Raw genomic sequence first — 19482 nt, 5'->3', positions numbered from 1 at the left:
GTTTATTCGCCGAACCGGTAGCGGTGCAGGCTGGCGCCGTTTTCCCGCAGCCAGGCGCGGGGGGCCTGCCAGCGGCCGTGGATACGTTCCACCGTGTCCCAGAAGGCCTGCGAGTGGTTCATTTCCTGCAGATGCGCGACCTCGTGGGCAGCCACATAGCGCAGCACCGCAGGCGGCGCCAGGATCAGCCGCCAGGAATACATCAGCCCGCCGTCCGCGGTGCAGGAGCCCCAGCGTGAGCGGGTGTCGCGCAAGGTCAGGCGGTTGTAGCCCTTGCCGAGCCGGTCGGCATAGTAGTCTGACGCCTCGGCCAGCCGGTCGCGTGCCAGCTCCTTCAGGTAGCGTTGCAGCGGCCGTGCCGGGTTGTTCCCCGGCACCGCGATCCGGCCCGCCTCCAGCTGGATCCGCCGCCCCTGGGCGCGCTCTACCATGCGGTTCTGGCCGTCAACCGGCAGCACTGTTCCAAACCCCGCCTGCACTGCTTCGGGGTGCTTTTGCAAATGGCCGCGGATCCAGTCCGCCTTTTCCTCGGCAAAGGCCAGCGCGGTGTCCTCCGGCAGGCTTTTGGGCAGGGTCAGCGTCACCCGCCCATCGAGCGAGGAGATCCGCAGGCTGATCCGCCGCGCCCGGGCTGACCGGCGCAAGGTCAGCGGCACCGGCGGATCTCCGGGCAGATGATAGTCGGCCATGCGCGCCCCCTTCCAGGCAAAGGCTTTGACAGTGCCCCCCTCATATGGCAAGGCACCGGAATCGTCGATACGACTCACCAGTAAATCAAGGGGATCCACATGCCCAAGGAAGAATGGGGTGTAAAGCGCGTCTGCCCTACCACTGGAAAGCGCTTTTATGACCTGAACAAGAACCCGATCGTCAGCCCCTATACCGGCGAGGTTGTCGAGCTGGACACCGGCAAGACCCGGATGATCGAGGCGGATGCCGAAGACGCGGCCACCCTGAAGGCCAAAGAGAACATGGACGCGGATGACGTGGTCCTGGATGATGACGACGACGTCGATGTCGATCTGGGCGATGATGTCCTGGACGATGACGACGATGACGACAACGTCTCGCTGGACGACATCGCCGACATGTCGTCGCCTGAGGACGATTCCTGAGGCCATTCAAGCTGTTCGGGGAAGCGCATGGCCTTCCCCGGACCGCGCTCCGGCCTGGCCCGGAAAAAATTTGGACCCCGGCGCATTTTCCGCTTGCAGCCCGCGCCGCCGTCCCGTAAACGACGCTCACACCGCAAGACGGGCCGCACCGGCGACGGAACGGACACTGAAAAGCGGACAGGTTTGGGGCCTTAGCTCAGTTGGGAGAGCGCTTGCATGGCATGCAAGAGGTCAGGGGTTCGACTCCCCTAGGCTCCACCAAATCTTCAAAAAATCTCCGATAACGATACGTTGATTAAGTGCTGCGCCCACATGTGCAATCGGCAGCACTGCCATCTCGCGAGCCGCATATCTGCGGAACGAAGCGGGCTTTGGCAACGAAGCAGAACTGCCAGCCTGGCGGGAGAGGCACTCTCATTATGGCTGCATCCGGTGCGCTTCATCTTGCGCCAGAACGACAGCAACGGGCAGCTGACCGCACCATGCAGAAATTCTCAATCATGCAGCGGATCTTGCGGCGGTTGTTGTACCGGATTACAGGTCGGCCTACCATGAAACCGCGAATTGCTTACCGAAACCAATTCTCTGGAATGGGAACGCCGCATGATTGCTTACGTCACCGTCGGTGCTGATGACATCGCTCGCGCAAAACGGTTTTACTCGGCATTTCTGCCAGCCCTTGATTACGAACTGACGGAGAGCTCTGAGGGACTAAGCTACGTGCTGCCAGAGCAGCCGGGTCAGCTTGCCGCCCTACCGGATCTCTACGTCAAACCGCCTTTCGATGGACGTCCCGCCTCGTCCGGGAACGGTGTTATGATCGCATTTAAGGCGGGCAGTCAAAAGCAGGTGCGCGAACTTCACACCGCAGCGCTTGCCGCTGGCGGCTTTGACGAGGGGCAGCCGGGTTTCCGTGACACGTACAGCCCGCAGTTTTTTGTCGGCTACCTTCGCGACCCTCAAGGCAATAAAATCGCATTGTTCTCCAACGATCCGAACGAACCTGCACGCGATGGATGACGCGGGCGCCGCGGACAATGATCGTGAAGTTTTCTCAGGTCGGACCGAGAGCAGTTGTGGATGTTTTTCAGCTTCCGTCGCGGAAACAACACCCGCCGTTACAAAGGGCCGGTTGATTGGCCCGAGCCGGGTAATCGCTGCTGCGTCAGGGTGGTCCTGAACAGCGGATTTGCGGATCTGGCGCCGGCAACCGCCGGCACACTTGAATTCCCGCTCCGCAGGCTCACGTAAAGCTCACAAACCGTGACGCGACAAATGGTTGCCTGCCACCCCCGGACCTTTAAGGTAGAGTTCGTCAGCCCCCTGCGGAGATCCTCGCATGAAAGATCAAGCCCCCGCGCCGGACCTCAGTCCGGCAACCGCGCAGCCAGACCTTCCCGCAAAGCCGCCCGGGCTGCATGAGCGGGCGCTGCATCTGATGGCCCGGCTGCTGCCGCTGTCCTTTTTCCGCCGACCGCCAAAGATCATCATCATCGACGCCACCAACAGCTGCAACCTGCGCTGCCCGGTCTGCCCCGTCACCTTTGCGATGAGCCGCAAGCGCGGCATGATGAAGCCGCATGTGTTCCGCAAGATCATCGACGACTTCAAGGACCAGCCGGAAAAGCCCGCGATCTACTTCAGCTTCTCCGGAGAACCGACGCTGCACAAGGATCTGCCGGATTTCATCGCCTATGCCCATGAAAACGGCCACGACACCTATCTGTCGACCAACGCCACCCGCCTGACGCCGGACATGAGCGAGCGGCTGATCCGTTCGGGCCTGGCACGTGTGAACCTGTGCATGGACGGGTTCTCCAAGGAGGCGCAGGAGGTCTACCGGGTCAATTCCGACTTCGATAACGTCAAGGCGAGCATCGAGGAATTCCTCAGGATCAAGAAAGACCTGGGCATGAAGACCCCGGTCACCGTGCTGCAGACGCTGCTGACCAGTTATTCCGAACCGCAGATGGATGAGATGGAGGCTTGGGCGCGCGAGGCGGGCTTTGACCGGGTGCGGTTCAAGACCTTCTCGATCGGCTCCTACACCTCGGCCGACCAGAAGCGCGAGTTCGCCCATTTCCTGCCGCGCCAAAAGGAACTGCGCCGCCACCCGCGCCACACCAGCCATGCGTTGTGCACGGTGCCGCTGTTTCAGTCGGTGGTGTTCTGGAACGGCGATCTGGGCCTATGCTGCATCGACTACGATCAGGTGATCCAGCTGCCCAATGTGGAGCGGGACGGCTTCCTGGCCGCCTACCGCTCCGACGAGGCCGCGCGCGCCCGCAAGCGCGGCTTCCTCAAGCAGTTCGGTATCTGCAAGACCTGCTCGTTCTCCAACGCCGAGAACATGGGCATACGGCGCGACCTCAAGAAATAGCCCCTGCGGCTTTCATCTTTCCCAAAATACTCTGGGGGTGAAGGCCGCGAGGCCGAGGGGGCAAAGCCCCCTCCCCTTCTACCGCTGCAGCAGGATCGGAAACCAATCCTCGCGCAGGCGCTGGCCCGGCTGCATATCATGGCCCGGGAACGGCGGCGAGGTGCGGCCGGGGCGTTCGACATAGCGGGCATCATCGCCCACCAGCCGCAGCGAAAAGGCGCGGCGGCGCGAGGTGGAGGTGTTGCCGCGGGCGCCGTGCAGGGTCTTGTAATTGAAGGCCACCGCATCGCCCGGCTGCATCGGGTATTCCAGCACCTTCATCCCTTCGGCATCCGGGTCCGGGACGGGCATGTACTGACCTTCGTCCGGAAAGAAATCCTCCTCGGACACCCAGCGGGTCGGCAGCACTTCCTTCTCCCATTTGTGCGAACCGGCCACGCAGCGCAGGGTGGCCTCTTTCACCTCGTCCAGCGGCGACCAGAAACTGATGGTCTGCCCGCCCTCTACAAAGTAATAAGGCCCGTCCTGGTGCCAGGGCGTGGCCATCGAGGTGCCGGGCTCTTTAACCAGCACATGGTCATGGAACATTTGCACTGACCGGGATTTCATCAGGTCGGCCGCGACTTCGGCCACAGGGGACTCTTCGATCGCCTGCTGGAATTCGGGAATGCGGGTCCAGTTGCAGTAGTCGTCAAAGAATCGCCCGGTCTGCCCTGCCTTTTCATTGTTTGAGGCATAGGGGCCGGGATTTTCCATGTTGGCGGCGACGCCTGCGCGCAGCAGCTCGACTTGGTCTGCGAACAAACCGCGGATCAGGACCACACCGTCACGCTGGTACTGCTCGACGTGTTCCGGGGTAATAAGGGGGTGGACCATTGCTTCCTCCGCTGCTGAATGATGCAAATCCGATGCGCCATTCCTGCCGCGGCAGATATATAGTTTCAAATCGTATCTTTCTAAGCTACCCATCACTTCATGTTATATCTCACCTTGCGCCACTACGAATATGTCTGTGCCGTGGCCCGCCACGGCAGCCTGTCGGCAGCGGCGGACGCCGTGCATGTGAGCCAGCCGGCGCTCTCCGCCGCGCTCAGCCGGATTGAGGAGCATCTGGGCCACGCGCTGTTCCTGCGCAGGCGTGGCACGGCGCTGGCGCTGACCCCGCAGGGTCGGCGGTTTGCCGAACAAGCGCAAGCGCTGCTGGATCAGGCGGCGCGGCTGGAAAACCCGAAAGAAGCCGGTGCCGCGCAGAAACTGGCGCTGATTTGTTTCTCCGACCTGGCCCCTTTTCTGCTGGCTCCTGCTCTGCAAGCGCTGCGCCTGGCTTTGCCGGGCGTGGATATCCGCCATCGCGCCTGCGGATTCGAGCCGCTGATTTCCGCGCTCAGTAATGGCGAGGCGGATCTCGCCATCACCTATGATCTGGGCCTGGATGCAGCGTTCAGCCGCGCGGAGCTGGACAGAATAATCCCTCATGCGCTGGTGCAGCCCGGGCACCCGCTGGCGGACCGCGCCGGCGTAACCCTGGCAGAACTGGCGCAGCACCCGCTGGTACTGTCGCAGGAAGGGCTGTCGGTGCAGCACATGCTGGGTCTGTTCAAGACACAGGGACTGGTGCCGCGGATTGCACACAGGGCGGGTTCCTTGGAGCTGCTGCGCAGTCTGGCGGCCAATGGCGAGGGGGTGGGCATCAGCTACAGCCAGCCGCCTGGCGGGATCAGCTATGACGGCAAAGCTCTATGCGCGGTGCCGGTCACCGACACGGAGGCGCAGGAGCCGGTGATTCTGGCAGCCCACACAGAAATGCCGGAGGCGTCCCCGGCATTCAAAGCGCATCAAATTCTCCGAGAGACGCTGAGCGCCCGCCGGTCAGACCTTGCGCAGGCGGATCACCACATCGACTGAGGCGATTTCCATCCCCTCGGGCGCTTCCGGCAGCTTGTGAATCACCAGATCCTGCGAGGGCGCGTCGCTGACCCTGCCCTCGTCCTCCCAGAAGAAGTGGGGGTGGTCGTGGGTGTTGGTGTCGAAATAACTCTTGGAGCCGTCGAGCGGGATTTCCTGCAGCACCCCCGCATCGCAGAACGCGCGCAGGGTGTTGTAGACGGTGGCCAGCGACACTGCGGCCCCTTTTTTCTTGGCCGACTCGAACAGGCTTTCGGCGGTGATATGGCGGTGCTTACCGTCGCCCACCAGCAATTCGGCGAGCGCCACCCGCTGCCGGGTGGGTCTCAGCCCGGCCTCTGTCAGCCAGCGTGTGGCCACTTCTTCGCTGTTTGGCGTCATGAGCAGGTCCTGCATCGCGTTGCTGACCGTATATATAGGAGCAACACCCAAGGTTTTTCAAATGAAATTCATTCGCAGCTGAACTCCCCTTTCCGGTGCGCCTGTGGCACATTCAACGCAGGAAGTGACGCGGGGTCCCCTTGCAGGACCCTTTGGCCCGATGCTACAGAGCGCCAGATATATAGACCCGAACCCCAGGCAGGAGATGCGCCCGAATGGCCGATTACCCCAGCAGCTTTGACAAGGACGATTTGCTGAAATGCGCGCGGGGCGAGCTGTTTGGGCCGGGCAACGCCCAGCTGCCGGCGCCGCCGATGCTGATGATGGACCGTATCACCGAGATCTCCGGTGACGGCGGCGAGCATGGCAAGGGCCATGTGATTGCAGAATTCGACATCACCCCGGACCTGTGGTTCTTTGACTGCCATTTCCCGGGCAACCCGATCATGCCCGGCTGCCTGGGCCTGGACGGCCTGTGGCAGCTGACCGGCTTCAACCTGGGCTGGCGCGGCTGGCAGGGCCGCGGCTATGCGCTGGGTGTGGGTGAGGTGAAGCTCACCGGCATGGTGCGCCCGGACCGCAAGATGCTGACCTACCGCGTCAACTTCACCAAGGCAGTGCAGACCCGCCGTCTGACCATGGGCGTCGCCGACGGCATCGTCGAGGCTGACGGGGACGTGATCTATCAGGTCAAGGATATGAAAGTGGCCCTGTCCGAAAGCTGATACGCTTTCCGGCAAGACAAAAGTCACAGAAACAGGAGTACGCACATGCGCCGCGTCGTCGTCACCGGTCTGGGGATTGTCTCCTCCATCGGGAACAATGCCGAAGAAGTCACCGCCTCGCTGAAAGCCGGTAAATCCGGCATCGTCGCCAGCCCGGAAATGGCCGAGCACGGTTTCCGCAGCCAGGTGGCCGGCACCCTGAAAATCGATGTGGCTGAGCACGTGGACAAGCGCACCCTGCGCTTCATGGGTCCGGGTGCGGCCTATGCCCATATCGCCATGAGCCAGGCAATTGCCGATGCCGGACTGTCTGAAGATCACGTGGTGAACGAGCGGACCGGTCTGGTGGCCGGTTCCGGCGGCCCGTCGACTTCGGCCATGCTGACGGCGCATCAAACGGTGCTGAAAACCGGCGCCACCAAACGCATCGGCCCGTTTGCAGTGCCGAAATGCATGTCCTCGACGATCTCGGCCAACCTGGCGACCGCGTTCAAGATCAAGGGCATCAACTACTCGATCACCTCGGCCTGCTCGACCTCGCTGCACTGCATCGGCAATGCCGCCGAACAGATCATGATGGGCAAGCAGGACGTGATGTTTGCCGGCGGCGGCGAAGAGCTGGACTGGACCCTCAGCTGCCTGTTCGACGCCATGGGCGCGATGTCGTCCAAGAAGAACGACGAGCCGGAGAAAGCCTCCCGCGCCTTCGACCAGGACCGCGACGGTTTCGTGATCTCCGGCGGCGGCGGCATCGTGGTGCTGGAAGAGCTGGAGCACGCCAAGGCCCGTGGCGCAAAAATCTATGCCGAGGTGACCGGCTTTGCCGCCACCTCCGACGGCCATGACATGGTGGCGCCGTCCGGTGAAGGCGGCGAGCGGGCGATGCGGCTGGCGCTGGCCACCCTGCCCGAAGGCCGCAAGGTCGGCTACATCAACGCGCATGGCACCTCGACCCCGGTTGGCGATGTCGGCGAGGTCGAAGCCGCCCGCCGGGTGTTCGGCGAGGGCAACGTGCCGCCGATCTCCTCGACCAAGTCGATGACCGGCCACGCCCAGGGCGCTGCCGGCGCGCTGGAGGCGATCTTCTGCCTCCTCATGCTGGACAACGATTTCATCACCCCGTCGATCAACGTCGACACCCTCGCCGAAGGCATCCTGCCGGGTGAGATTGCCACTGATCTGGTGGAAAATGCCGGGCTCGACTCGGTGATGACCAACAGCTTCGGCTTTGGCGGCACCAACGGCTCGATGGTTCTGAGCAAGTACAAGGGATAAATGGCGATGACGGGACTTCTGACCGGCAAGCGCGGCCTGATCATGGGCGTGGCCAATGACCGCTCCATCGCCTGGGGCATCGCCAAGGCCATGGCGGATGCTGGGGCCGAGCTGGCCTTTACCTATCAGGGCGAAGCCTTTGGCAAGCGGCTGGAGCCGCTGGCCCAGAGCGTCGGCTCGGATTTCATGGTCGATGTGGATGTGACCGATGATGCCTCGCTGGATGCTGCGTTCGAGCAACTGGCAGGGCGCTGGCCCACGATCGACTTTGTGGTCCACGCGATTGCCTATTCCGACAAGTCGGAGCTGACCGGGCGGTTCCTGAACACCACCCGCGCCAACTTTAAGAACTCTATGGATATTTCCGCCTACTCCTTCATCGAGGTGGCGCGCCGCGCCTACCCGCTGATGAAGGACAACGGCGGCACCCTCTTGACCCTGACCTATCAGGGGTCGAACCGGGTGGTACCGAACTACAACGTGATGGGCGTAGCCAAGGCGGCGCTGGAATCGGCGACCCGCTATCTGGCCAACGATCTGGGCCCGGAGGGCATCCGGGTAAACGCGATCTCGCCCGGCCCTATGAAGACCCTTGCCGGGGCGGCCATCGGCGGTGCGCGCAAGACCTTCAAGCACACAGCCCAGAACGCGCCGCTGCGCGACAACGCGACGCTGGAGGCCGTGGGCGGCACCGCAGTCTACCTGGCGTCGGACGCAGGTGCCTGCACCTCCGGCGAGATCATCCGGGTCGATGGCGGTTTCCACGTGCTGGGGATGCCGCAGCAGGATCACCTGTAAGCAGGCTCAGACAGCCATGATAATAAAGGCGCCCCCAGGGCGCCTTTTTCTTTGAGCCGCAGGGCCGTGCGGGCCTGAAGTGCTCAGCTTCGGGGCTGCGGTGCACTCCCGCCCGTCGCCGGGCTTCTGGCGAAGCCCGCTCTCGTTGGGCGTGGCAGCCGGCGGACCTGCGGGCGCGGGAGAACCTCCCTGCCCTGCAGGCGCAGCATCAGTTGATAGACACCAGTTCGATGTCGAAAACCAGATCCTTGCCCGCCAGGAAATGGTTGGCATCCAGCGTCACGGTCTCTTCGGTCACTTCAACCACAGTGACCGGCAGAACATGGCCCTCGGGGCTTTGCATTTGCAGCTGCGTGCCCAGGTCCAGCGGGATATCGGCGGGAATACCTTCGCGCGGGATTTGCTGGCGCGCCTCGGGATTGATCGGGCCGTAACCATCGGCACACGCGATTTCCAGCGTCTTCTTGCCGCCGGGTTCCATGCCTTCCAGACCGGCATCCATTCCGGCAATCACCTGGCCTGCGCCGACGGTGAACTCCAGCGGGTCGCGTCCTTCGGAACTGTCGAAAACGGTACCATCCGTCAGCTTGCCTGTGTAATGGATGCGCACGGTGTCGCCGTTCTTTACCCCGGTCATGAGACCTCCAATCGGTTGCGGGTTCATAAAGGGGCGCAGCCTAGCGCCCGCAGACGCGATGTAAACCCGTATGGGTACAATTTCCGGCTTTGCCCGCCTGGCGCCTTCGTGCAAGTCTCGCCGCAAGGGAGGGAACCATGCCGATCACCACCTGTATCTTCGACGCCTACGGAACCCTGTTCGATGTGGCAGCCGCCGCCCGCCAGGCCGCCGGCGAGCCGCAGTTTCCGCATCTACAGGACACCTGGGCAGAGCTGGCCAGCCACTGGCGTCTGAAACAGCTGCAATACACCTGGCTGCGCGCCATCACCGGGGCCCATGCGGATTTCTGGGATGTGACCCAGGACGGGCTCGACTGGGCGATGGAAGCCGCGGGGCTCGGCGGGGACGCCGCCCTGCGCCAGCGCCTGTTGGATCTCTACTGGGAACTGCAGGCATACCCGGAGGTGCCTGCGATGCTGAAGACGCTGAAAGATGCTGGAATGAACACCGCGATCCTGTCGAACGGCTCGCCTGCGATGCTGGACGGTGCGGTGCAATCGGCGGGCTTGGGAGATGTACTGGATGATGTGCTGTCGGTGGAAAGCGTCGGCGTCTTCAAACCTGACAGCCGCGTGTACGATCTGGTCGGCAAGCGCTTTGGCTGCGCCAAGGACGAAGTGCTGTTTGTCTCCTCCAACGGCTGGGATGCGGCGGGGGCTGCAGGCTACGGTTTTATTACCGCCTGGGTGAACCGGGCGGCAGAGCCGGTGGACCGGCTGCCCTGGAAGCCCGCGCATATCCTGCCGGATCTGACCTCAATTCCAGACCTTGCCAGGAGTTAGACGCAGCAATGGCGTTCTTTGAAACCAGAGACGGGCTGCGGCTGTACTACTCCGACAGCGGCGCGGGCCAGCCGCTTCTCTGCCTGGCGGGCCTCACCCGCGACAGCCGGGACTTTCGCTATTTCGCCCCTCATGCCGGGCAATACCGGATGATCACCCTGGACGCGCGTGGCCGGGGGCAGTCGGCGCGTGACCCCGAGTTCGCGAACTACAACGTGCTGCGCGAGGCGCAGGATGTGCTGGAGCTGCTGGATCATCTGGGACTGGAGCGCGCCGCGATCCTGGGCACATCGCGCGGCGGATTGGTGGCGATGACGCTGGCCGCGATGGCCAAGGACCGGCTGGCGGCGGTGATCCTGAATGACGTGGGCCCGGAATTTCCCCCGGGCGGCATTGCCCGGATCATGGAATATGTGGGCCGCCGCCCGGCCGCCAAAACCCATGCACAAGCCGCGCAAACGCTGGCGGCGCTGATGGCGCCGGCCTTCCCGGATGTGCCCGCGGCGCGCTGGCGCGAGGAAGCCGAAGCGTTTTATGACCAGGGTCCGGAGGGGCTTAGCCTACGCTATGACCCTCGCCTGCGCGACGCGCTTCTGGCGCAGGCCGAAGCAGGCCCGGCCCCGGACCTGTGGCCGCTGTTCCTGGCGCTGGAAGGGCCGCCCAGTGGCGTGATCCGCGGCGCGAACTCGGACATTCTGAGCGCGGAAACCTTCGCAGAGATGCAGCGCCGCCTGCCCGGCCTGCACACGGCGGAAATTGCCAACCGCGGCCATGTGCCGTTTCTGGACGAACCCGAAGCGCTCGCCCTCATTCATTCAGTTCTGGACCACGTCAAATGACCTCAATTGCTATGATCGACGCCGCGGCGGAGCGGCTGAAGGGCCATGCCCGCGTCACCCCGCTCCTGTCCTCGCCGTTTCTGGACGAGATCGCCGGGCGCCGCATGTTCGTGAAGGCGGAATGCCTGCAGCACACCGGATCGTTCAAGTTCCGCGGCGGCTGGTCGGCGGTCTCTGCGCTGCCGGAAGAGACGCGCAAGCGCGGTGTCATCGCCTATTCCAGCGGCAACCATGCGCAAGGCGTGGCAGCGGCAGCCAAGGCGCATGGGGTGCCTGCGGTGATCGTGATGCCCGCCGACGCGCCCCGGCTGAAGATCCAGAATACCCGCGATCTGGGCGCCGAGGTGGTGCTGTATGACCGCGCAGGCGGCGAGAGCCGAGAGGCTGTGGGCGCGCAATACGCGGAAGCGCGCGGACTAACGCTGATCAAGCCCTATGATGAGCCGCAGGTGATTGCGGGACAAGGCACGACGGGGCTGGAGATCGCGGAACAGGCCGCCGCCGAAGGCGTCACGCAAGCGGATGTGCTGGTCAACTGCGGCGGCGGCGGGCTGTCCTCGGGCATTGCGCTGGCGCTGGAGGCCCGCGCGCCGGGCCTGCGGGTGCGGCCGGTGGAGCCCGAGGGGTTCGACGATGTGACCCGGTCGCTGGCGGCGGGCGAAATCCACGCGAATCCCAGCCAGTCCGGCTCAATCTGCGATGCGATCCTGACACCGCAGCCGGGCGAGATCACCTTTCCGATCCTCAGCCGGCTGTGCGGGCCGGGGCTGGTGATCAGCGAGGAGGAGGCGATGCGGGCGATGGCGCTTGCCTTTCTGCGGCTGAAGATCGTGCTGGAACCCGGCGGCGCGGCATCGCTGGCCGCCGCGCTGTTCCATCCGGACCGGATCACTGGCGGGGCAGTGATCGCGGTCGCCACCGGCGGCAATGTGGATGCAGAGCTGTTCCGGGAGGCGCTCTCGCGCTATGCTTGACCCCTGGCCGCGCGTTTTTCTGCGCGGCAGTCAGGGGGCATTCATGACACGCTTCACTATCGCCTCGTTCAACGTCAAGAATCTGATCGGACCGGAGCGGGAATACTACCGCTTCCAAAGCTACACGCCGGAGGAATACGCCTGGAAGGCGGATTGGATGGCCGACCAGCTGCTGACATTGAACGCCGACATCGTGGGGTTTCAGGAGATCTTTGACGAAGCGCCGCTGCGCCAGGTCATTGCCGAAACCGACCGGCGCGGTGCGGAGGCCAACGCCGCCAGCATCCCCGACCCCTCGAAGCGCTATCACCGCAAGGCGATTTTCCAGAAGCTGGCCTATGCCTCCTATGCGGAAGCCGAGCTGGCTTTTGCCCCCAACGCCAACGACACTGGCGAACCGGGCAAGCGGCGGCCCGGGCTGGCGGTGCTGTCGCGCTTCGGTTTTGCAGATGAGCCGGAGGTGATCCAGGATCTGGAGCAGCCGCTGGACATCCCGATGGCCTGCCTGGGCGAGGAAGAAGACGCCGGTTTCTACACCCTGCGCCGCCTGTCGCGCCCGATCCTCAAGGTTCGGGTGCCGGCCGGGGATCAGGTGATCAGCGTGTTCAACTGCCATCTGAAATCGAAACTGGGGGAATACATCAAGCCGCAAGGCGCGCCCTACCCCCCCGAAACGGTGCTGACCGCCTATGATGCGGCGGGCCGGGCGATGGGATCGCTGCGGGCGGCGCTCAGGCGGATGGGCGAGGCCTGGGTGCTGCGCCGCGCGGTACTGGACGAGCTGGACCGCGGACGCCCGGTGATGGTGCTGGGGGATTTCAACGACGGCGAGCATGCGGTTAGCAGCGAAATCATCTCCGGCGAGGTTCCGTTCAAGAACTACACCTGGATGCTGCGCCATGACGCCAAGCACCCCGGCGACCGCTACAGCGAAGAAGAGGACGCGCTTATCCGCGAGGCCATCGACCGGGTGCGGCTGCGCTCGGCCGAGAAGATGTTCTTGAAGAAATCCCTGCGCGACGTGGTTTTCACAACCGCCTTTGGCGGCGTGCATGAAAGCGTCGACCAGATTTACATGTCGCGCCATTTCGATCCAGCCTGGCCCGGTGCCATAGGGGAAATGCAGTATTACAGCGTTTTCAACGATCATCTCACTGACGGCAGCCACCCGGAGGCGCCATATAACAAGCTGGCCTCCGACCACGGGCAAATCATGGCCCACATGGCGCTGCGCGGCTGAGGCGCGCCGGAAAAATGCAATTGTTCCGGCCAATTTTCTTTCTCAAGAAAATTCCCCCGCCTGCGGCAGGCGGCTGGTTTACCTCTCTGCCCGGGCGCAGGTAGAGTGCGGCGGAACAGCAAAGAGGCGCTCCATGCAGATTGCAGACCTGGGCGATGTCCAGCTTCACTACCGCGTTGACGGGGACCCGGACGGCGCCCCCATAGTTTTTGCCAACTCGCTGGGCACCGACCTTAGGGTTTGGGATGCGGTGGTGGACCGGTTGCCTGCGGGCCTGCGCATTATCCGGTATGACAAGCGCGGCCACGGCCTGTCCTCCTGCCCGCCCGCGCCCTATTCGATGGGCGCGCTGGTACGGGACGCGGAGCGACTGCTGGACCATCTGCAGGTGCGCGACTGCATGTTCGTGGGGCTTTCGATCGGCGGCATGATCGCGCAAGGGCTGGCGGTGAAGCGGCTGGATCAGATCCGGGCGCTGGTGCTGTCGAACACCGCCGCCAAGATCGGCACCGCAGAGATGTGGAAAGAGCGGGTGCAGACAGTGCAGTCCGACGGCATCGAAGCGCTGGCCGACGCGGTGATGGAGCGCTGGTTTGCCCGTGGCTTCCGCGCCACGCCGGAGCTGCAGCTGTGGCGCAACATGCTGGTACAGCAATCCCGCGACGGCTATGCCGGCTGCTGCGCGGCGATTGCGGGCACTGATTTCTATACCCCCACCAGCGGCTTGCGGCTGCCCTGCCTTGGCATCGCCGGCACTGAGGACGGCTCCACCCCGCCCGATCTGGTGCGCGAGACGGTGGACCTGATCCCCGGCAGCCAGTTCCACCTGATCCGCCGCGCGGGCCACATTCCTTGCGTCGAGCAGCCTGACGAATACGCGGCGCGGCTGACCGCCTTCCTGAGGGAGACCGGGCACATTGGCTGACATTCTCCTGGTTCACGGCTCCTGCCACGGCGCTTGGTGCTGGCGCGATGTTGTTCCGGCGCTGGAAGCGCGCGGCCACACTGCCCGCACAATCACCCTGCCCGGCCATCGCGACGGGCGCGACCCGGCGGGGATCACACTGGCAGAGACCGCTGACGCAGTGCTGGCGGCCTCGACCCCGGACACCATCGTGCTGGGCCATTCCTGGGCCGGGTTCCCCATTTCCGCAGCGGCAGAGGCCGCACCTGACAACCTGCGCGGGCTGATCTACCTGTGCAGCTACATCCCGGTCAGCGGCATGTCCCTAATCGATATGCGCAAGGCCGGGCCGCAGCAGACGCTGACCGGTGCCACCGCCAAGAATGCGGCCGGCACCAGCTACAGCTTTGTGGCAGAGACCGCGCCGGAGCTGTTCTATCACGACTGCCCGGCTGAAGCGGTGAGGTTCGCGCTGGAACACCTCTGCCCGCAACCGATCCCGCCTCAAGACACGCCGATCCAACTGAGCGACCGGTTCGAAGGCGTGCCCAAGGCCTATATCCGCTGCACAGGCGACCGGGTGATTCCGCCGGAATACCAGGCGCAGATGGCGGCGCAGCTGCCGCCGCAGCGGGTCTTTGACATGAACACTTCCCATTCGCCCTTCTTTGCGGACCCAGAGGGGCTCGCGGATCTGATCGGGCACATCGCAAAGGACTTCTGATGGCAGGTTCGGTTTTTGACAGCCCGGTTTATGGCGGGCTTTTCGGCTGCGGCGAGGCTAGCCGCCTGTTTTCGGACAGTGCAGAGGTGCGTGCCATGCTTCTGGTGGAGGGCGCACTGGCCAAGGCGCAAGGCGAAGCGGGCGTGATCCCGCAGGAAAGCGCCGCGGCAATTGCCCGTGCGGTGGTTGAAATCGCCGTTGACCCCGGCGTTCTGAAACAGCCCACGGCGCAAAACGGCGTGCCGGTGCCGGGGCTAGTCGCCGCCTTCCGCGAGGAGATGAAGGCGCCGGAACATGCACAGTATGTCCATTGGGGCGCCACCTCGCAGGACATCATGGACAGCGCGCTGATGCTGCGGCTGCGCCAGGTGCTGGCGCTGGTGGAAGCGGATGCCGCGGCCGCCGCAAAGGCGCTTGGCAAGCTGGCCAAAGCCCATGCGGAGCTGCCGATGGCGGCCCGCACCTATGGCCAGCACGCGACCCCCACCAGTTTCGGGGCGGTGGCGGCAGGCTGGGGCACCCCGTTATTGAACCTGGTGGAGGAACTGCCCGCGCTGCGCCAATCGTGCCTGATGGTCTCCCTGTCGGGAGCCGCGGGAACGTCCGGCGCACTGGGGCCAAAGGCAGCCGAGGTGCGCGCAGCGATGGCCAAGGGGCTGGCACTGCAGGATCCCGGGCGCAGCTGGCACACCGACCGCACACCTATCCTGCGGATTGCGGACTGGCTGCAGCGGGTGACGCTGGCATTCGGCAAGATCGGCGAGGACTGCATCGCGCTGGTGCAGAGCGGCATTTCAGAGATTTCGCTGGGCGGCGCTGGCGCCTCCTCCACCATGCCGCAGAAGCAGAACCCGGTGGCGCCGTCGGTGCTGGCGGCGCTGGCGCGGCAGGGCAGCGGCTTGTTCTCCGTCCTGCAGGGTGCCTCAATGCAGCAGCACCAGCGCGACGGGGCGGCTTGGTTCACCGAATGGATGTGCCTGCCGCAGATCGTGCTGGGCGCGGCCAGCGCTGCGAGGACGGGCAAGGACCTGTGCGCGGGACTGGCACCGAATGCGAAGGCAATGGCTGCCGCGCTGTCAGGCGGGCTGGACATGATCCACGCCGAGGCGCTGAGCTTTGCCCTGGCGGAGCGGATGCCGCGGCCCGATGCGCAGGCGGCGGTGAAGGCACTGTGCCGGGAGGCGCAAAGCTCGCAAACACCGCTGCGGGAGCTGGTGGCGCGCGACTATCCGGATCTGGACGCGGCGGCGCTGTTTGACCCGGCGCAGCAGATGGGCCGGGCGCCTTGGGAGGCCTTGCAGTTTGCCAAGCGGGCTGAGGATCTGGACAGCGAGTAAAGGACACTGAGGAGAGAAGGCGTGTTCGCGCTGTTCCTTACGGCCATTGGCTGCGCGGCGCTCCTGCGCAGCAAATCTTCCGTAGCGTAAAATCGCCGCCCCGCTGCCGCATTCCGGCTTGCTTGCAGAGCACCTGCCGCGCACCCTGCCTGAAAACGGGGAGGAAGACCATGCAAACCATCAAAGCCGCCGTCTGCCATGAATTCGGTGCCCCGCTGGTGATTGGAGATATCCTGCTGGCGCCGCCCGGGATGGGCGAGGTCGAGGTCACGTTGGACGCGGTTGCCATCTGCCACAGCGATATTTCCTATGCCGAAGGGGCCTGGGGCGGGCATCTGCCTGCGGTCTACGGGCATGAAGCGGCCGGGGTGATTACCAGCGTTGGCGAGGGCGTGCAGGGATTTGCTGAGGGCGACTCCGTTGTGGTCACCCTGATCCGCAGCTGCGGCACCTGCCCGTCCTGCGCGGGCGGCAGGCCGGTGATCTGTGAAACACCCTATGACGGTGTGAATTTTGGCCCGCTAAAGACCGCCGACGGCAAACCGCTGGAGCAGGCCATGGCATGCGGTGCCTTTGCCGAGAAGGTGGTGGTGGACCAGCGCCAGATCGTGAAGGTCCCCGCAGACATGGGCAAGGACGTGGCGGCGCTGATCTCCTGCGGGGTGATCACAGGTGTCGGCGCTGTCGTCAACGCCGCGCAGTTGCGGGCGGGCCAGGACGTAGTAGTGATCGGTGCCGGCGGTGTTGGCCTCAACGCCATCCAGGGCGCCCGCATTGCCGGCGCCCGCCGCATCGTTGCCGTGGACATGAGCCCGGAGAAGCTGGAGATCGCCAAGGAATTCGGCGCCACCCACGGGGTTCTGGCGACGGAAGACAAGCCCTGGAAGGCAGCCATTAAGGCGCTTGGCGGCCGTGGCGCAGACGCGGTGCTGGTCACAGTTGGTGCCATTCCGGCCTATGAGCAGGCCCCGCGCTATCTGGCCCGCGGCGGCAAGGCGGTGCTGATCGGCATGCCGCACTCCGGCGCCAAGGCCAGCTATGAACCTGTTGTTCTGGCCGCCGTGGGCCAGGGGCTGATCGGCTCCAAGATGGGCGATGTGGTGATACAGCGTGATATCCCGTGGATGGTCGACCTCTACCAGCAGGGACGCCTGAAACTGGATGAGCTTATCTCGGGCCGCTGGTCCCTGGAGCAGATCAACGAGGCCATTGCCGACACCAAGACTGGCTCTGCCAAGCGCAATGTGATTGTGTTTGGCTGACACCCGCAAACCGGAGCGCAGCACGTGCTGAAATTCCTGACCAGCCTGTTCAAGCCTGAAGCGGTGAAACCCGCCCCGGCCACCTCGGACACGTCGATGCTTTTTGCAGTGGAAGAGATTGCCCCCTTCCTTACCCGCCTTGCCAATAACTCCCGCTTCGGCCTGCCCGGCGGGCTGGCGGCCGAGATTGCCGCGGCGCTGCCGGAGCTTGCCGAACGGCAGAACCGCCGCTGGCGCATCGACGGCGACTTTGACGGCACGCCTGCGCATTTCGAAATCGAGGTGATGATGGAGCGCGGCGGCGAGGCGGACGTCACCTTCCTTGCCCCGCAAGATGCCATCGAAGAGATCAACCGGGAACTGGCCGCCTTCGATGCGGCAGCGGAGCGCTAGGCCATGAAACTGCAGGATCTGGACGTCATTGTAACCGCCCCTCCTGCGCCCGGCTGGGGCGGGCGCTACTGGATCCTGGTGAAGGTCACCACCGACACCGGCATCACCGGCTGGGGCGAATGCTACGCGTCCTCGGTTGGCCCCGATGCAATGACCCATGTGATCCGCGACGTTTTCGGCCGCCACATGGCGGGGGAAAACCCGGAAAACATCGAGCTGATGTTCCGCCGCGCCTATTCCTCCGGCTTCACCCAGCGCCCTGATCTGACGGTGATGGGCGCGTTCTCGGGGCTGGAGATTGCCTGCTGGGACATTCTGGGCAGGGACCGCGGCCGTCCGATCCATGCGCTCCTCGGCGGGCGGATGAACGAGCGAATCCGCGCCTACACCTACCTCTACCCGCTGCCGCAGCATGACATCACGGCGTTCTGGACCTCACCCGAGATGGCGGCGGAAGCGGCGGCGCAGAAGGTGAGCGAAGGCTACACCGCAGTGAAATTCGACCCGGCAGGCCCCTACACCATGCGCGGCGGCCACATGCCGGCAATGTCCGACATCTCGATGTCGGTGGCTTTCTGCGAGGCAATCCGCGAGGCGGTTGGCGACAAGGCGGATCTGCTGTTCGGCACCCACGGGCAGTTCACGACTGCAGGCGCCATCCGCCTTGGCCAGGCGCTGGAGCCCTATTCCCCGCTCTGGTTCGAGGAGCCCACGCCGCCCGACAACATTGAAGACATGGCCCGCGTCGCCCGCAACGTGCGTATTCCGGTGGCCACGGGCGAGCGGATGACCACCAAGTCCGAATTCGCCGCCGTGCTGCGTGCAGGCGCTGCGGAGATCCTGCAGCCCGCCCTTGGCCGGGCCGGCGGCATCTGGGAAATGAAAAAAGTCTCCGCGATTGCCGAGGTTTTCAACGCCCAAATGGCGCCGCATCTCTATGCCGGGCCGGTGGAATGGGCCGCCAACATCCACCTCGCCGCCTCAATCCCCAACATCCTGCTGCTGGAAACCATCGAAACCCCGTTCCACGACCAGCTGATCAAGGGGTCGATCCGTGTGGAAAACGGCTTTGTGACGCCGCCGGAAGCGCCCGGTCTGGGCATAGAGGTGGACGAGGATTTGGCGCGCGCGCATCCCTTCACCGGCAGCGATCTGCACCTCAACATGCAGGAAGCCCCCTGCGATTATGCCAATGGAAATGCCTTCGCCGGTGGCTCTCCGCCTATTGTGAAGTGAAATGCAACTGCGGGGTGACTCGGCCGCCGGAAAGGGTCATGTTGCCGGGAAAAGACGACCGCAGGACCTGAGCATTGCCCCCTTCGCCCCAAGACGCCCTTCCCCCGGAAACCCCGCAGAACATGCAGGAAAGCGCCGCTGCCGCGGCTGCCTTCCTCAAGGCGCTGGCCCATGAGGGGCGGCTGATGATTCTGTGCCACTTAGGCGCGGGCGAGCGGTCGGTCGGAGAACTCGAGGGCCTGCTGGACATGCGCCAGGCCGCGGTGAGCCAGATGCTGGCCCGGTTGCGCGAGGAAGGCCTGGTTGCAACCCGGCGCGAAGGGAAAACGGTGTACTACTCGCTGCAGGACCGGAAAACTGAAGAGACCATTGCGCTGCTTTATAAGCATTTTTGCGGCGGTACCTGACCGGCGGGCATCTCAGGCCCCTAAGAAAAGTAAGTGCCAGCTGGCTCCGCAGCGGAACCCGCGCTGCGCTGTGCGCAGCGCCACGCCCCACCGTCCGGTGCATTCTGCGAATGCGCCAGGACGGGC

22 protein-coding genes and 1 tRNA gene are annotated in these 19482 nt (G+C 64.4%); 19 read left to right on the top strand and 4 right to left on the bottom strand.

The genetic code is table 11. From position 1 onward, the window contains the following. Positions 1-2: 2 nt before the first annotated feature. Complete coding sequence (locus AC4HIX_RS06610; RefSeq protein ID WP_490398380.1) at positions 3-689, bottom strand: M48 family metallopeptidase; 687 nt, start codon at positions 687-689, stop codon at positions 3-5. A 99-nt stretch (positions 690-788) separates the two neighbouring features. Here AC4HIX_RS06610 and AC4HIX_RS06605 point away from each other — a divergent pair, with 99 nt between their 5' ends. From AC4HIX_RS06605 to AC4HIX_RS06590, 4 genes are all read left to right on the top strand, one after another. Next, entirely contained in the window at positions 789-1115 is a 327-nt protein-coding gene (locus AC4HIX_RS06605; protein ID WP_490398379.1) for a TIGR02300 family protein, read from the top strand. Positions 1116-1300: 185 nt separating this feature from the next. Next, a tRNA-Ala gene (locus AC4HIX_RS06600) sits at positions 1301-1376 on the top strand. Positions 1377-1718: 342 nt separating this feature from the next. Next, positions 1719-2135, top strand: a complete 417-nt coding sequence (locus tag AC4HIX_RS06595) for a VOC family protein (protein ID WP_490398378.1) — start codon at positions 1719-1721, stop codon at positions 2133-2135. A 319-nt stretch (positions 2136-2454) separates the two neighbouring features. Continuing rightward, positions 2455-3495, top strand: a complete 1041-nt coding sequence (locus AC4HIX_RS06590) for a radical SAM/SPASM domain-containing protein (RefSeq protein WP_475049792.1) — start codon at positions 2455-2457, stop codon at positions 3493-3495. 78 nt (positions 3496-3573) lie between these two features. On the opposite strand, the gene AC4HIX_RS06585 is transcribed toward AC4HIX_RS06590, so the two are convergent. Next, entirely contained in the window at positions 3574-4371 is a 798-nt protein-coding gene (locus AC4HIX_RS06585) for a phytanoyl-CoA dioxygenase family protein (protein WP_490398377.1), read from the bottom strand. A gap of 99 nt (positions 4372-4470) precedes the next feature. Between AC4HIX_RS06585 and AC4HIX_RS06580 the strand changes: the two genes are divergently transcribed. Then, positions 4471-5400 carry a LysR family transcriptional regulator gene (locus tag AC4HIX_RS06580; protein ID WP_490398376.1) on the top strand — a complete coding sequence of 310 codons (930 nt, stop codon included), beginning with the start codon at positions 4471-4473 and terminating at the stop codon, positions 5398-5400. Here AC4HIX_RS06580 and irrA read toward each other — a convergent pair. Then, the gene (gene irrA, locus AC4HIX_RS06575) at positions 5365-5781 is read right to left on the bottom strand and encodes an iron response transcriptional regulator IrrA (RefSeq protein ID WP_027235305.1); all 417 of its coding nucleotides are present in this window, start codon (positions 5779-5781) and stop codon (positions 5365-5367) included. The genes AC4HIX_RS06580 and irrA overlap by 36 nt on opposite strands. 215 nt (positions 5782-5996) lie before the next feature. Between irrA and fabA the strand changes: the two genes are divergently transcribed. Genes fabA through AC4HIX_RS06560 form a run of 3 tightly spaced genes read left to right on the top strand, consistent with a single transcriptional unit; the run spans position 5997 to position 8579 of the window. Then, positions 5997-6506, top strand: coding sequence for a bifunctional 3-hydroxydecanoyl-ACP dehydratase/trans-2-decenoyl-ACP isomerase (gene fabA / locus AC4HIX_RS06570; protein WP_174146241.1), 510 nt, complete (start codon positions 5997-5999; stop codon positions 6504-6506). Between the two features lie 45 nt (positions 6507-6551). Next, positions 6552-7781: a beta-ketoacyl-ACP synthase I gene (fabB, locus tag AC4HIX_RS06565; protein WP_490398375.1), complete on the top strand. Its 1230-nt coding sequence runs from the start codon at positions 6552-6554 to the stop codon at positions 7779-7781. 6 nt (positions 7782-7787) lie between these two features. Next, positions 7788-8579 (top strand): enoyl-ACP reductase FabI, encoded by a 792-nt coding sequence (locus tag AC4HIX_RS06560; protein ID WP_490398374.1) that lies wholly within the window; start codon positions 7788-7790, stop codon positions 8577-8579. Between the two features lie 208 nt (positions 8580-8787). On the opposite strand, the gene AC4HIX_RS06555 is transcribed toward AC4HIX_RS06560, so the two are convergent. Continuing rightward, positions 8788-9216, bottom strand: a complete 429-nt coding sequence (locus AC4HIX_RS06555) for an FKBP-type peptidyl-prolyl cis-trans isomerase (protein WP_475049784.1) — start codon at positions 9214-9216, stop codon at positions 8788-8790. Positions 9217-9353: 137 nt separating this feature from the next. Here AC4HIX_RS06555 and AC4HIX_RS06550 point away from each other — a divergent pair, with 137 nt between their 5' ends. The 11 genes from AC4HIX_RS06550 (at position 9354) to AC4HIX_RS06500 (ending at position 19356) form a co-directional block, all read left to right on the top strand. Beyond that, a complete protein-coding gene (locus AC4HIX_RS06550) occupies positions 9354-10040 on the top strand; it encodes a haloacid dehalogenase type II (RefSeq protein ID WP_490398373.1) in 687 nt (228 codons plus the stop codon). Between the two features lie 8 nt (positions 10041-10048). Further along, entirely contained in the window at positions 10049-10879 is an 831-nt protein-coding gene (locus AC4HIX_RS06545; RefSeq protein WP_490398372.1) for an alpha/beta fold hydrolase, read from the top strand. Beyond that, the gene (locus AC4HIX_RS06540; protein WP_490398371.1) at positions 10876-11853 is read left to right on the top strand and encodes a threonine ammonia-lyase; all 978 of its coding nucleotides are present in this window, start codon (positions 10876-10878) and stop codon (positions 11851-11853) included. Before AC4HIX_RS06545 ends, AC4HIX_RS06540 begins: the two co-directional genes overlap by 4 nt. Positions 11854-11896: 43 nt before the next feature. Beyond that, entirely contained in the window at positions 11897-13093 is a 1197-nt protein-coding gene (locus AC4HIX_RS06535) for an endonuclease/exonuclease/phosphatase family protein (protein ID WP_490398370.1), read from the top strand. 133 nt (positions 13094-13226) lie between these two features. Then, a complete protein-coding gene (gene pcaD / locus AC4HIX_RS06530) occupies positions 13227-14018 on the top strand; it encodes a 3-oxoadipate enol-lactonase (RefSeq protein ID WP_490398369.1) in 792 nt (263 codons plus the stop codon). Beyond that, positions 14011-14721, top strand: coding sequence for an alpha/beta fold hydrolase (locus AC4HIX_RS06525; RefSeq protein ID WP_490398368.1), 711 nt, complete (start codon positions 14011-14013; stop codon positions 14719-14721). The genes pcaD and AC4HIX_RS06525 overlap by 8 nt, the downstream gene beginning before the upstream one ends. Beyond that, on the top strand, positions 14721-16058 hold the full coding sequence (locus tag AC4HIX_RS06520; protein WP_490398367.1) for a lyase family protein: 1338 nt from the start codon (positions 14721-14723) through the stop codon (positions 16056-16058). Before AC4HIX_RS06525 ends, AC4HIX_RS06520 begins: the two co-directional genes overlap by 1 nt. A gap of 170 nt (positions 16059-16228) precedes the next feature. Further along, entirely contained in the window at positions 16229-17320 is a 1092-nt protein-coding gene (locus tag AC4HIX_RS06515; RefSeq protein WP_490398366.1) for a Zn-dependent alcohol dehydrogenase, read from the top strand. A gap of 24 nt (positions 17321-17344) precedes the next feature. After that, positions 17345-17713, top strand: coding sequence for a hypothetical protein (locus tag AC4HIX_RS06510; protein ID WP_490398365.1), 369 nt, complete (start codon positions 17345-17347; stop codon positions 17711-17713). A 3-nt stretch (positions 17714-17716) separates the two neighbouring features. Further along, a complete protein-coding gene (locus AC4HIX_RS06505; protein ID WP_490398364.1) occupies positions 17717-18949 on the top strand; it encodes a mandelate racemase/muconate lactonizing enzyme family protein in 1233 nt (410 codons plus the stop codon). A gap of 122 nt (positions 18950-19071) precedes the next feature. Beyond that, positions 19072-19356, top strand: coding sequence for an ArsR/SmtB family transcription factor (locus tag AC4HIX_RS06500; protein WP_490398470.1), 285 nt, complete (start codon positions 19072-19074; stop codon positions 19354-19356). Positions 19357-19482: the final 126 nt, after the last annotated feature.

The sequence above is a fragment of the Leisingera sp. genome, from assembly GCF_982940295.1.
The sequence above is the reverse complement of the archived record's forward strand: the minus strand, read 5'-3'. Positions and strand labels throughout refer to the sequence as shown.